This is a genomic window from Sphingobium sp. DN12, from assembly GCF_051058005.1.
Taxonomy (GTDB): Bacteria; Pseudomonadota; Alphaproteobacteria; order Sphingomonadales; family Sphingomonadaceae; genus Sphingobium; species Sphingobium yanoikuyae.
Genome location: NZ_CP173719.1, coordinates 127,044 through 140,388, shown reverse-complemented (window position 1 = coordinate 140,388; position 13,345 = coordinate 127,044). Strand labels below are relative to the sequence as shown.

Annotated in this window: 9 protein-coding genes and 1 pseudogene; 8 read left to right on the top strand and 2 right to left on the bottom strand. The window is 63.9% G+C overall.

What is annotated here, in order from left to right; genetic code table 11:
* Window positions 1–158: 158 nt before the first annotated feature.
* On the bottom strand, window positions 159–1,247 hold the full coding sequence (locus ACI6S0_RS25785; RefSeq protein WP_313326466.1) for a replication initiation protein: 1,089 nt from the start codon (window positions 1,245–1,247) through the stop codon (window positions 159–161).
* Window positions 1,248–1,633: 386 nt separating this feature from the next.
* Window positions 1,634–1,930 (bottom strand): hypothetical protein, encoded by a 297-nt coding sequence (locus ACI6S0_RS25780; RefSeq protein WP_434406029.1) that lies wholly within the window; start codon window positions 1,928–1,930, stop codon window positions 1,634–1,636.
* On the opposite strand from ACI6S0_RS25780, the gene ACI6S0_RS25775 reads away from it, so the two are divergent.
* The 8 genes and pseudogenes from ACI6S0_RS25775 (at window position 1,914) to ACI6S0_RS25740 (ending at window position 13,283) form a co-directional block, all read left to right on the top strand.
* On the top strand, window positions 1,914–2,240 hold the full coding sequence (locus ACI6S0_RS25775; protein ID WP_017183648.1) for a single-stranded DNA-binding protein: 327 nt from the start codon (window positions 1,914–1,916) through the stop codon (window positions 2,238–2,240). The genes ACI6S0_RS25780 and ACI6S0_RS25775 overlap by 17 nt on opposite strands.
* A gap of 62 nt (window positions 2,241–2,302) precedes the next feature.
* Window positions 2,303–3,169 (top strand): DUF7146 domain-containing protein, encoded by an 867-nt coding sequence (locus tag ACI6S0_RS25770; RefSeq protein ID WP_022684358.1) that lies wholly within the window; start codon window positions 2,303–2,305, stop codon window positions 3,167–3,169.
* Window positions 3,170–3,235: 66 nt separating this feature from the next.
* A pseudogene (locus tag ACI6S0_RS25765) lies at window positions 3,236–5,685 on the top strand (strawberry notch-like NTP hydrolase domain-containing protein).
* Window positions 5,686–5,830: 145 nt separating this feature from the next.
* Entirely contained in the window at window positions 5,831–7,378 is a 1,548-nt protein-coding gene (locus ACI6S0_RS25760) for a tyrosine-type recombinase/integrase (RefSeq protein ID WP_434405294.1), read from the top strand.
* Window positions 7,372–8,286, top strand: coding sequence for a tyrosine-type recombinase/integrase (locus ACI6S0_RS25755; protein WP_434405295.1), 915 nt, complete (start codon window positions 7,372–7,374; stop codon window positions 8,284–8,286). The genes ACI6S0_RS25760 and ACI6S0_RS25755 overlap by 7 nt, the downstream gene beginning before the upstream one ends.
* Entirely contained in the window at window positions 8,283–9,287 is a 1,005-nt protein-coding gene (locus tag ACI6S0_RS25750) for a tyrosine-type recombinase/integrase (RefSeq protein ID WP_434405296.1), read from the top strand. Before ACI6S0_RS25755 ends, ACI6S0_RS25750 begins: the two co-directional genes overlap by 4 nt.
* 148 nt (window positions 9,288–9,435) lie before the next feature.
* Window positions 9,436–11,160 carry a strawberry notch C-terminal domain-containing protein gene (locus ACI6S0_RS25745; protein WP_434406028.1) on the top strand — a complete coding sequence of 575 codons (1,725 nt, stop codon included), beginning with the start codon at window positions 9,436–9,438 and terminating at the stop codon, window positions 11,158–11,160.
* Between the two features lie 110 nt (window positions 11,161–11,270).
* On the top strand, window positions 11,271–13,283 hold the full coding sequence (locus tag ACI6S0_RS25740; protein WP_313326416.1) for a ParB/RepB/Spo0J family partition protein: 2,013 nt from the start codon (window positions 11,271–11,273) through the stop codon (window positions 13,281–13,283).
* Window positions 13,284–13,345 lie beyond the last annotated feature (62 nt).

Here is a 13,345-nt window from a genome sequence, read left to right as displayed (position 1 = left end):
CAATTTGCACTTTTATGTCAATGAAAGGCTTATTTTCGCAAGTGAGTAGGCCCGGTCGGCCCAATTGCCTCGAATTGCGTCGCCAGCCTTTCGTGCACGCCTACAACCTGACCTCTTGGGGGCTAGCCACCCTGAAATTGCACCGGTGCAATTTCGGCTCAAGGGCGCCCGCGCCGCGCCAGGAAGCTCTCGCAAAAGCCGGTCCAGGACGCGATCAGCTTGGCGCCCTTCAGCTTCGCCAGCCTCTCACCCATCTGCGCGCGATAGGCGTCGGCAATCAGGTCGATGTCCCAACCACCGCCGGCCGAACGGCCAATGGCCGCGAGCGTGTCCGACCCAAATCGGATCGTGCCGTTTGGGAAGGTAACCTCCCCTGCCCCAGTCTTATCCTTTGACACCAAGGCCGCCACCGCCGCCTGCGTGACGGCTTCGACGGCCACAGTCTCGACCTCGTCCTCGCGCCTCGCCTTCCTCCCCGCAGAGTGTCGGGCAATTTCATCCACGGTCGCTATCTGCTCAGGCGCATCCTTTGGCTCAAAACGAAATTCGATCTCGGTGACGGTTCGACCCTGACGGATTTCCCGCCACTCCACACGGAAATGAGCGAGCTGGTCGATTTCGGCCTTCGCCTTTTCGAGAACCTTGCGGCGCAGCTGCGCAAAGTCCTTGTAAACGTCTGGCGCGATGCCGAGCAGCGCACGCAGTGCCGTCATGTCGCCCTTCCATAGCGACTGGCGTCGATGCAACCGCAATGCCCCGATCTCGTACAGCTTTAGCGCATAGGTCGACCGAAAGCCGAGCACCGCCTGCCGGTTCAGGACCGCATAGGTCTCCGATTCCTGAATCAGTTTCCGAGCCTCGGGCGTGAACTCCCACTCGATCCACCCTGTCTCAGCGCCCTCCTCGTCCTCCACTTCTTCGCGCGATGATGAGATCAGAGAAAAGCGCAGCGTCGCCTTCTTGCCGCGCCAGGACTTATCATCGACCGCAAAAAGCGTGCGATGCAGTTCCTCGAGCATATCCGAGATGCGCTCATTGCCCTTGTGGCCGCGGCGAATATCCGCCTTTCGCATCTTGTGCGGGCGGTCCTCCCAGGCATCACCGCCCGCAGTCAAAATCATCAGCGCAAGCAAACGCGAAGCGGTCAGGCTCAGCGACTGGCCTTTGACGAACTTGACCTCAACGATGCTGCCGGGCTTGGCGAACTCGTCGCCGCCCTTGGCCTGCAGGGCGGCAGCCACCCGCATCGCCCGCCCCGGAGAAGCATCATCACCGGCGGGGGAGGGCGTTACAGCGTGGTCTAGGGCTTGTTCGTCATCCATGCCATGAAGTCTGCACCGATTCGTCCGGCGTGGAAGAAAATCTGCCTGACCTGTCCTCTTGCGTCAAGTCAGGGCAGGATAGACGGCGGTTTCGGCCCCCAAGAGGTCAGGATGGAACTTCAACCCGAAACGACAAAACACAAGGAAGTACGCCGAGTCGCGTTTCAAAGCGATCTAACCCTCGCAAACGGCCGCGGGGAGGGCGAAGAACGTCCCTGACGAGCGATATGACGAGCGAATCGCGCCCAACAGAGCCTGGCCCCCATGCGGTCAGGAAAGCCCCAACCGGTCAGGTTGCATCCCCCGATCGGTCAGGAATGAGCCCCCACAAGGGCAGGCAAAATCCCCCGTCCGGTCAGGATAGGCTTGCTCAAGCCCGCAGAAACGCTGGGCTTTCGGCTTCCCGAATCTGAATCGTTTTGAATCGGAAAAGCTTCCGCTGCGAGCAGCGGCGTTTTGATATTTTTATTTTGAGAAAGAGATTGGCGCTGCGCTTGAAGCAAACCTTCAATCCCCCTGCCTGGAGGGATACGCGAAGTTGGCCGTCCACGATAGGCTTCCTCGCCAAAGGACGTCACGAATGGAGGGTGCATGATCAACTTCGCCAAGTTCGAGATCATCGGCCGGATCGGCGAAATCGATGCGCGACCGAAAGTCACCCTGCTGTCGGTCTGCGCGAATTACCGCCGCAAGGGTGACGATGACGAATGGCAGGAAGACAGTCACTGGAACCGCGTGAGCGTCTTCAGCGAGGGCCAGCGCAAGCATATCGCCGACCGAGCCCAAGTCGGGGATCTGGTGCGGATTGCCGGGCGGCTCAAGGACAGCTCCTATGAACGCGACGGCGTGACCCATTACACAACCGATCGCATCGTCGAGGAATTCGGTATCCTCGCAGCCAAGGGCATGCCTGGCTGAATTGGCGGAGAGGGGAGGGCGCAACCGGCAGCGGCGCTCCACCACTTTGCAAGGTTTAGTTGATGCCCCTAGCTGCTTCCCATCGCGCCAAAGCCATTGTCGAAGCCCTCGGCGGAACGTGGCGCGGGACGTGCGGCGAATGCCGTTGCCCGGCTCATGACGATCATGGCCCCAGCCTGTCAGTGCGCCTGGGCGAACGGGCGATCTTGTTCCACTGCTTTGCTGGCTGCGATACGCGCGACGTTCTGACTGCCCTGCGCCGGCGGAAACTTCACGATGCGGTGCCGCTCACCATGCCGCGCCCGAAGGCGATGGCCGACCATCGCGCTCTCGCGCTTCGGCTATGGAAGGCAAGCCAGCCCATAGCCGGCTCGCCAGCGGCCGATTACCTTGCCGCACGCGGTCTTGCTCCTCCCTATCCGCGTTGTCTGCGCTACAATCCGCGCACCATCGTCGGGGCCGGTGAGCGTCGCCGGTACTTTCCGGCGATGATCGCCGCGGTCGAGAATGATCTGGGAGTTGTCGCCGTCCAGCGGACCTGCCTCGATCTCGCCGACATCCTGCACAAACCCTTGCCAAAACCGAAGATTGCCCTTGGCCTTCTCGGCGACGCGGCCATTCGTCTGGCGCCGGCCGACGAGGAGCTTGGCCTTGCCGAAGGCATCGAGGACGCCCTTTCAGCAATGGCCTGGTTCGGAACGCCGACCTGGGCACTGGGCGGGGTCGAACGCCTTGGGCTTGTCGCCATCCCCGAACGGGTCAAGCGTATCATCGTCTATGGCGATCGCGGTGCCGCCGCTGCCGCCATGCTCAAAAAAGCTCGGCCGCATCTCACAGCCCATGGACGCGAACTGGTGCTCCGCCTCCCGGAACGGCACGCGGACTGGAATGATGCTTGGCGTGTCCGCCGGGCCACCGAGGCGGCCTGAGAGGGGAGGGGGCCTTCAGGCTGATGACCTGGCGCTGATGCCAGGTGTCAGACCCGGAGATACCCCATGGCCACACAACCCCTCGCGCTCACGCTGCCGCTCGATGATCCCGCCCGGACCGCTGCTCAAGGCATAGCCGACCGGCTGTCCGAAGGCCGTTCGGTTGCACGTAACGACCTCCTTGCCGGGATGACCTCCGCCTTCGGTGGCTCGAGCGCGGATGGCTCATGGTCATTGCGCGACGCCTATGATGTGCTCGAACTCGCGCAGATACTCCATCTGAAGAACACAACACTCCCGGCAGATGCGAATGTGCGGCTCGCCCAGCTGATCGCCATGACGGCGGCGCTTCCGACGCACAGCGTGCGTAGCGAAACGCAGGTCGCGTTCCAGCAATTCTCGACACCGGCACCGATCGGCTTCCTTGCCGCCAGGGCAGCCGCGATCACGGCAAGCGATATCGTACTCGAGCCCTCGGCCGGGACCGGGCTCTTGGCCGTACACGGTCATTTTGCCGGCGCTCGCCTTCTCCTCAATGAGATCGATGCCTGGCGCGCGCGTTTGCTGCGTCATGCCCTTCCCGAGGGCACATTGAGCACGCATGACGGCGAATTGATCGACGACATGCTCGATCCGCAACTGGTGCCGAGCGTCGTGCTCATCAACCCGCCCTTCTCGCGGAGCCAGGGACGGGGGCGCGACCGCCACGCTGCGCTTCGCCACCTGCGCTCCGCGCTCTTGCGCCTCGCACCAGGCGGGCGCTGCGCCGTCATTCTTCCCGATCGCATCGAGACAGGGGACGCGGATTGGCTGCACGCCACCGCGGGCGCACATCTCCGGCTGCATCTCGACCTGCCGCCCAATGCCTATACCAAGCACGGCACCGGGCAAGCGGTTCAGCTCATTCTCCTCGAAAAGGGCGGGGCAGGGGATTGCGTCTCACGCCAGACCTGTACGACGTTCGGCGCTGCGCTCGCGGCCGTCGATGCGATGGCGACCCCGTGCGCCCCCACGCCGCAACCGATCTCCCGCCCCAGCGGATTGTTCCGGGGCCTTACGCGGCGGACCTGCCCCGTAAGCTCGCGTGTGGCGGTAACCCTGCCCACGATCCGCGCGGTCGCCTATCACCGTCTCGACGCGCCGGCGCCCGCGGGCGAACCGCAAGGGATTTACCTGCCCTATCGGCCGAGCCGTCTGCTGATTGCCGATGCCCGTGAGCACCCAAGCGCGCTGGTCGAATCGCAGGCAATGGGATCGATTGCCGCACCCTCGGTCGCTTATGAACCCGTGCTGCCGGCCAGGATCTTGGACGACGGCCTGCTCTCGGACGCGCAGCTCGAAACGCTGATCTACGCTGGCGCGGCGTTCGAGCGTGACCTTCCGGGCCGGTTCGTATCTAGCGAGGAGGGGCTTTCGCTGTTGCCGGCAGAGGCCGGCAATGCCTATCGGACGGGCTTTTTCCTTGGCGATGGCACGGGCGCCGGCAAGGGGCGGCAGGTGGCGGGCGTCATCCTCGACCAGTGGTTGCGCGGCAACCGCCGCCACCTCTGGATATCCAAGAGCGAGACGCTGATCGAAGACGCGCGGCGCGACTGGTCGGCGCTTGGCGGCTTGCCGCTCGACATCCAGCATCTCAACCAGTGGAAGCTCGGCACCCCGATCGCGCTGGGCGATGGGATCCTCTTCCTGACCTATGCCACCCTGCGCTCCAACCGCGGTGACAGGGGCACGCGGCTGCGCCAGCTGATCGAATGGATGGGTGAGGATTTCAGCGGCGTCATCGTCTTCGACGAGGCGCATGAGATGGCCGGGGTGGCCGGTGGCGAGGGCCGGTTCGGCGCCACGAAAGGATCCGAACAGGGCATCGCCGGCGTCCGCCTCCAAAATCTCGCTCCGCGCGCCCGGATTCTCTACGCTTCGGCGACGGGCGCCTCGGACGTCAGCAACCTCGCTTATGCGACACGCCTCGGATTGTGGGGACCGCAGACGGCCTTCGCCGACCGGCGGGCCTTCGTGGAATCGCTTCGCCGCGGCGGCATCGCAGCGATGGAGTTGATCGCCCGCGACCTCAAGGCGCAGGGCCTCTATGCCGCGCGGGCGCTCAGCTTCGCCGGCGTCGAATATGACATCCTCGAGCATCGGCTCAGCGAAGAACAGATCGCCGTATACAATGCCTATGCCGATGCCTGGGCGATCATTCACAACAATCTGCAGGCCGCCTCGCCGCCACGCGCGTCACCGACGGTTTCAGCGGTGCCACCTACAATAGCGGCGCGAAGGCCGCGGCATTGTCGATCTTCGAATCGACCAAGCAACGCTTCTTCGGCCAGATCCTGCTGTCGATGAAGCTGCCGTCGCTGATCCCGGCGATCGCCGCCGATCTCGCGCGGGGCGACTGCGCCGTGGTCCAGCTCGTGTCGACGTCGGAAGCGATGCTCGATCGTGCCCTTGCCGACCTGTCCCCTGAGGAGCGCGCCTGGCTCGACATCGAGCTGTCCCCGCGCGAATACGTGTAATGTGGATCTCAACATTAGACGGCTTCTTTGCAGTCGCAGTTTATGTCGAGCGTGGCGGCGGGAGGCGCAGGTTTCCTTCGGTTTTCCATGATTTCACTCCAGATAATTACAGTTCCTTCGACCTCAACAAGTCGAAGGAAGCTACATGCGAACAAGATCATCATTGCCGTTTCGAGCGGCCTCGCTCCGGGTCGAAGACCCGCCCAGTCACGGCACCCTACTCACCGCATTCCTCTCCTCTCTGTCGCTCGACGAGAGGTCAGCCTGTGCGGTTCTGTTTGGCGCTGCTGTCCGCCATTTCCTGCATTGGCTGGAACTGCATGGGATCGCGATCCGCACGATCGACGATCAGGCTGTTCGGCGGTTCGAGAAGCACCGGTGCCGGTGCCACCGGTATTCGGCGCAGCAGCCAGTATATAAGGCGGACATTGCAGCGCGGGTCAGACGCTTCGTCCGCTTCCTGGAAGATCAAGGCTACGTCGAAGTCGACGACGGGATCGACGATCTGCCACGGCACCTCGCCGACTATTTCGACGCGATCGATCGCCTGCAACTCGCCGAGGGACCGGCGCAGTCCTATCGATCCGAGGCCGAGCATGTCGTGGCCTGGCTCCGCATTGCGCGACGACGGTGGGCCGATGTCGACGACACGATCATCGACCAGTACGCCGTGCATGATTGCCGTTGCCCGGTCTGGCGCAAGCGGGGCAAGCTGGTTGCCACGGGCACCAAGCGGCGGCGGCGCTGCGCTCGGCACTTCGTCGAGTTTCTGCGGGGTCGGGGCGTCGTCCCATCGGTCGAACCGATGGTGGACGATAACCCGCACATGGCGGCATATCTTACATGGCTCAAGCAACATCGTGGCGCGACCGACGAGACGATCCGGCGTTACCGGACCGATATCACGCGGCTCATGCCCATGCTCGGCGAGCCTTCACAATGGGATGCAGCCGCTCTCAGGCGCGCGTTCCAGCGACGAAGCAAGGAGACGCCGGGTTCGGCATCGCTGCTCGTCACGATAATGAGGAGCTACATTCGGTTTTTGATCGTGCAAGGCGAGTGCCGACCGGCATTGTTGCACGCGATACCATCAGTGCAACGCTACCGCCTTTCGGCGTTACCCCGTCACGTCGACCCGGCCACGATCGAGAAGATCATTGCAGCCTGTCCGACTGATCGGCCGGTGGAAGTCCGCGACAAAGCCATAATTCTCCTGCTCGCCAGGCTCGGACTGCGAGCGGGCGATGTCCGGGACATGCGGCTCGACGATATCGATTGGCGGGGCGGGTACATCCGGGTCAAGGGCAAGACCCGAAGGCCGGACCGGTTGCCACTGCCGCAGGATGTCGGCGACGCGATTCTGACATATCTTGCGGCAGCCCGCCCGAAGGCCGTCGAAGAGCATCTGTTCCTGCGCGTGCAAGCTCCGTTCCGGCCATTCAGCTCGTCTGCGGAGATCGCAGGCATCGTCGCACGCACACATGAGCGCGGTGGGATCGAAGGGGTGCCGACCGGGTCGCACATATTCCGGCATTCGCTTGCCACCAACTTGCTGCGCGCGGGCGCGGGCTTGGAGTCCGTAGGGACCATCCTGCGTCACAGCACGCCCGAGACCACTGCCATCTACGCCAAGGTCGATCTGCCGATGCTCATGAAGATCGCGCAGCCCTGGCCCGGAGACCTGCCATGTTGAACACACACATCTCAAGATACGTCGCTCTGCATCGCAGCCTGGGTCGGAAGTATTCCGAACAGGACCGGATGCTCCGCCAGTACGCTGCTTACGCCGAGGGTTTCGGCGATCGGCACACTCAGGTCCGGCGCATCTACGACTGGTGCCACACGTCGAGCTCACAATATGTGGCCCGCCGGAGGTTCGACACCGCACGTAACTTCAGCCTTTTCGCTCACGCCGAAGATTCAAGCCATGAAGTTCCGCCTGCCGGCGTCTTCGGCCGGGGCAAGCGGCCACGCCCGACGCCGACCATCATTGAACCGGACCAAGTGCGGGCGATCATGACTGCTGCATTGGACGTTCCACCCCAAGGCACGATCAGCCCATACACGTACCATTACCTGTTCGGGCTGCTGGCGGCGACAGGTCTCCGGATTTCCGAGGCCCTCGCGTTACAATGCAACGATCTGGTCGAGGATGGCCTGATCGTCCGCAACGGCAAGTTCGGCAAGCAGCGGCTGATTGCCTTGCAGCCATCGACGCGCCAAGCACTCGAAGCCTATCTCGCCCTCCGCGAGAAGCACGCGGCCAGGGGCAACGACCTGTTCGTCACTATCCGGGGACGGGCACCGCACAAGGTGCGCACCCACGTCGTGTTCGTCAGATTGGCCCGGCTCCTCGGATATCGTGGACCAACCGGTACGGCGGGCATGCGACTCCACGATCTGCGGCACACCTTCGCTGTCCGCTCGCTTGAGTCATGTCCGCCCGACAGGGAGGCCATCGCTCACCACATGGCCGGTCTCAGCGTCTATCTGGGGCACGTGTCGGTCGCCAACACGTACTGGTATCTCGAGGCCACTCCAGTGCTGCTGCGCGACATCGCTGCCGCCAGCGAGCAGCTTTACCGGGGAGAAGCGGCATGACGGCGCTAGCTCCCCATCTCTCGGCATACCTGCGTGAGCATCTGCCGCGCGAACGTGCCGTCAGCCCGCACACGGTGAAGACCTATGCCAACTGCTTCGTCCTCCTCGTTCAGTTCGCTGCCGATCGGCTGAAGCGTCGGCCGACCGATCTTGAGATCGAGGATCTCGGCACCGACATGATCATGGCCTTCCTGGACCATATAGAGACCGGCCGCGGCAGCTGCGTGCGGACCCGTAATGGCAGGCTCGCTGCGATCCGATCCTTCTTCCGGTACATCGAGTATCGGATTCCAGCCTGCCTCGATCAGGCTCTCCGCGTCAGATCGATCCCGACCAAGAGGACCGACAAGGCGCTGATCGACTATCTCGACCGGGCCGAGATCAAGGCGTTGCTCGACGCCCCCGATCCCCGCACTCGGCTTGGCACCCGCGATCGCGCCATGCTGCATCTGGCCTATGCTGGCGGGCTGAGGGTGTCGGAACTCGTAACGCTGCAGCTGCGCGATTTCCCGGACCGCTCCCTGTCCACCGTGCACATCATGGGCAAGGGTCGGCGTGAACGGGTCCTGCCGCTCTGGAAAGAGACCCAGTTCGTATTGCGCGCGTGGCTTGCGATACGGCCCGACGCGCAAGCTGCCGAGATATTCCTCAATGCCAACGGGCAGCCCATGACCCGCGACGGATTTGCGTTCCGTTTGGCCGAGCACGTCAAGACCGCGGCAATGAAGCAGCCGTCGATCCTTGGCAAACGGGTTACGCCGCACGTGCTGCGGCATTCCTGTGCGATGCACACGCTCGCGGCGACCGGGGACATTCGCAAGGTCGCATTGTGGCTCGGCCACGCCAGCATCCAGAGCACCGAGACCTACCTGCGGGCCGATCCCGAGGAGAAGCTGCAAATCCTCGCGGCCCATGGCGCGCCTGCAATCAAGCCCGGGCGCTTCAAGCCACCATCCGATGCCCTGATTACCATGCTTACCGACGTTCGAAGGCGGGCTTAGCCCGTCCCAGAACATTCCCCCTGACCCTCATATTATCTGGAGTGAAATCATGGAAAACCGAAGGAAACCTGCGCCTCCCGCCGCCACGCTCGACATAAACTGCGACTGCAAAGAATTCCTGGTCGACTATCTGACGGCGGCCTTTCCGGTGCGCCAGATGCGCACCTATACCGACGATAGCGGCACGGTGCGCTCGGAACCGATGATCGACGAAGCTGGGCAGCCCGTGCTGTGCCGGGAAGCGATGGCCATGCGCGACCAGCTCCTCGAGCAACTCTGTGCGCTGCCGGTGGTTGGCTCGGCGCTCGATCATATCATCGGGCATTTCGGGACGGAGGCAGTGGCCGAGGTGACGGGTCGCAGCCGGCGGATCATCGTCGATGCCGAGGGCCGTCAGCGGATCGAACGGCGCAGCGCGCGCACGAACCTCGCGGAGACCGACAGCTTCATGCGCGGCGAAAAGCGCATCCTGATCTTTTCCGACGCCGGCGGCACGGGACGGAGCTATCATGCCAGCCTCGACGCGCTCAATCGGAGGCGCCGCATTCACTATCTCCTCGAGCCCGGTTGGCGTGCTGACGCGGCGATCCAGGGGCTGGGCCGCACGCACCGCACCCACCAAGCCAGCCCGCCCCTGTTTCGGCCCGTTTCCACCGATTGCCGAGGCGAACGGCGGTTCATCTCGACGATTGCCAGACGCCTCGACAGCCTCGGCGCGCTGACCCGCGGCCAGCGCCAGACCGGTGGACAGGGACTTTTCGATCCCCGTGACAATCTGGAGTCCGACTTCGCGCGGGAATCGCTCGACCAGTGGTTTCGCCTGCTGTTCCAGGGAAAGCTCCAATCGGTGCGCTTCGATCAATTCCAGTTGCTCACCGGTTTGAACCTGGCCGGGGAGGGTGGGGGACTCACTGAGACCTTGCCCACGATCCAGCGGTGGTTGAACCGCATCCTGGCGCTGCGCATCGACCTGCAGAACGCGATCTTCGACGAATATCTGGGCTTGATCGAAGCACGGGTGGAAAAGGCCCGCGAGGCTGGCACCCTCGATCTTGGCGTCGAAACGATCGCGGCCGACCGCATTTCGATCCTCGACCGCACGGTGATCCGGTGCGATCCCGTGAGCGGCGCCGAAACCGAAATCTTGCGCATCGAAACCGAGGAACGATATCGACCGCTGACCCTGGAGCGCGCGCATTGGCTTCTGGCCGACCCGGAAGCGCGTGGGTTAATCAACCCGCGTTCCGGCAAGGCCGCCATTTGCCGGCCGACCTTCTCGCTGACGGACGAAGAGGGGCGGACCGTGCGCCGCTACGAGCTGGTGCGTCCAACGCGCACCGAACGGCACCGGCAGGACCTCTTCGCCGAAACCCATTGGACCGACGCGGACTGCGCGAACTTCGATGAAGCCTGGCAGGCCGAATGCGACGCGATGGCCGCGCAGACGCGTACGCAGATCATCTATCTGGTCACGGGCCTGCTGCTCCCGGTCTGGGGAAAGCTGCCCGACGATCATGTCCAGGTCTGGCGGTCGACGAGCGATGACGGCCAGTCGCTTCTCGGGCGTCTTATTCCGGCGCCGCTGGTGGAGCGGATCGCCAGCGCATTCGGCATCGCCGCCCATGTCGCGATCGATCTAGGCGCGCGGGTCGAGCACGTTCACACCTCGGGCGAGATCATGCCGATCGGGTCGCTTCGGCTGAAGCGGGCCTTGGTCGCCGGCGACCAACGCCTCGAATTGCTCGACTGGAAGTCCGACGCCCTTCCTCATCTCAAGGCGGCGGGCTGCTTCACCGAGATCATCCAACACCGCACGCGGCTCTTCGTCCCACCGAGCCGCGCCGTCGAGATCCTTGGCGAGATAGCAGGCTGAGCAGCGGCAGCGTCAAGCGATCGAAGAGAGGGGAGGGGCCTTCGGCCGGGTGGGCCTGAGTGGCTCAAGCCGGCCGACGACGTCGGCGCAACCCTCGAAGGAGACAACCGATGATCCAGTCCGTGAAGGTCAAGAACCTCTCGCTCTCCAAGGATAATGTACGCAAATCCAATCGCGATGCCGACCTCGACAGTCTGGCCGAGAATATCGCTGCGCATGGCCTGTTGCAGAATCTCGTGGTCACGCCGCTAAAAAAGGCGGGGCACTTCACCGTCAAGGCGGGCGGCCGCCGCTTGCGGGCGCTCCAACGCCTGATTGAGACGAACCGGCTTGCCGCGGACCATGAGGTTCAGGTGCTGGTGCTCGAGGATGATGCCGGATCGGCCGAAGCGAGCCTTGCCGAGAATTTCCATCGCGTAGCGATGAACCCGGCGGATGAATGCTCGGCCTTCAAGCACTTCCTCGACCGGGGGGCGAGCGGCGAGGATGTGGCGAAACGCTTCGGGGTCACGACCCGCTTCGTCGAGCAGCGGGTCCGGCTTGCCGAACTGGCTCCCGTCGTCTTCGCGGCGCTTGCCGCAGGCGAGATCACGCTCGGGGTCGCACAGGCTTATGCCGTCACGCCCGATGTCGACCGCCAGGCGCGTGTGTTCCAGAGCATGAGCCGGTCCTATTATGGTGACAATCCCGACAATGTCCGCCGTGCGCTCCTCAACGGGACGGTGAAGGCGACCGATGCGAAGGCGCGGTTCGTTGGCCGCGATGCCTATGTCGGTGCGGGCGGCCGGATCGAGCGCGACCTGTTCGGCGATGATGCGGACGAGAGCTGGATCGACGTGGAGATCATCGAGCAGCTTGCCGCCCAGAAGCTCGAAGCAGCGGCACAAATACTCGCTGCCGAGCAGAAGCTGGCATTCGTGACACCGGTCCTCGCGACCCATGTGCCCTATGACATGGAGTGCCAGCTCTACGAATATCATCCGGCGCTGCGCGAATTGAGCGAGGACGAGCAGGATCGCGTCGACAGTCTTTCCGATGAGGGCGATGCGCTCATCCGTGAACTGGAAACCGAACTTGAGGACGGCACACCAGAGGCCGAGGCGGCTTCGGTGCGGCTCGCCGACATCGAGCGGGAACTCGATGCGATCGAGGCGGCGCGCACGATGGTCGACGATGCGGTCAAGGACCAGCTGGGCACCTTCATCTATCTTGCCCCTGACGGCACCCCGCGGGTGCACAGCCGCATGTTCAGCGAGCGCGCCATTCGTCAGGCGGGAGAGGACGGCGAACCCGAGGCGCCGTCCGGCAAGGTCGCGACCTCCCGGCTCAGCGCGACGCTGGTCGACGAACTCGCGACGCAGCGGCGGCAGATCCTGGCGTCCCATGTCGCCTCGGACGCGGGGTTCGCGCTCGACCTCGCGATATTCCTGATCGCGCACCGGACCGTGTTCGCCAGCGGCTATGTCCGGGACCACTCGACGCTGCAAGCGGCCGCCGCGAGTTTCCCGATCGTCGGCTTCCGCGACGAAGGCAGCGCGGCCAGCAACGTCCTGGCCGAACAGCGCCAGGGGCTCGATGTGAGCTGGGCAGGCGGGAACACGCTGTCGTCGCGTTTCGATGCCTTCCGGCAACTGGATGAAGAGGCGCGCGCCGATTGGCTTGCCCATGTCGTGGCGCAGACGCTCGAACCGACGCTCAACGTCGACGATGGCGGGCGCCGTAACGGCTTCCACGATCATCTCGGACGTCTGCTCGACATTGATGTCGCGCAATGGTGGCGGCCCGATGCCCAGAACTTTTTCGGGCGCGTGAAGAAGGACGTCATGCTCGAAGCGCTTGAAGAGATCGGCGGGCCAGTACTGCGCGGCCGCTACAAGGACGCCAAGAAGGGTGACCTTGCCAATGCCTGCGCGGCGCTCTGTTCCGGGCAGGGCATCGTCGAGGCCGAAGTCCGGGAAAAGGCGCTCTGTTGGCTGCCCGACGAGATGCGGTTTGGCGCGGTGGAGAAGCCCGAAAGCTTCCGCAGCTATTCCGCCTTCCTCAGCGACGAAGACGACAGCGACGGCGGGGCAGGGGAGATCGCTCCCGATGGCGATGCTGATGACCTCGACGAGGCGGCCTGAGACCAACGCGTAATGGCGGGCGGCGCTCTTGCGTCGCCCGCAGTCCTTCATCGGCGGCGCTG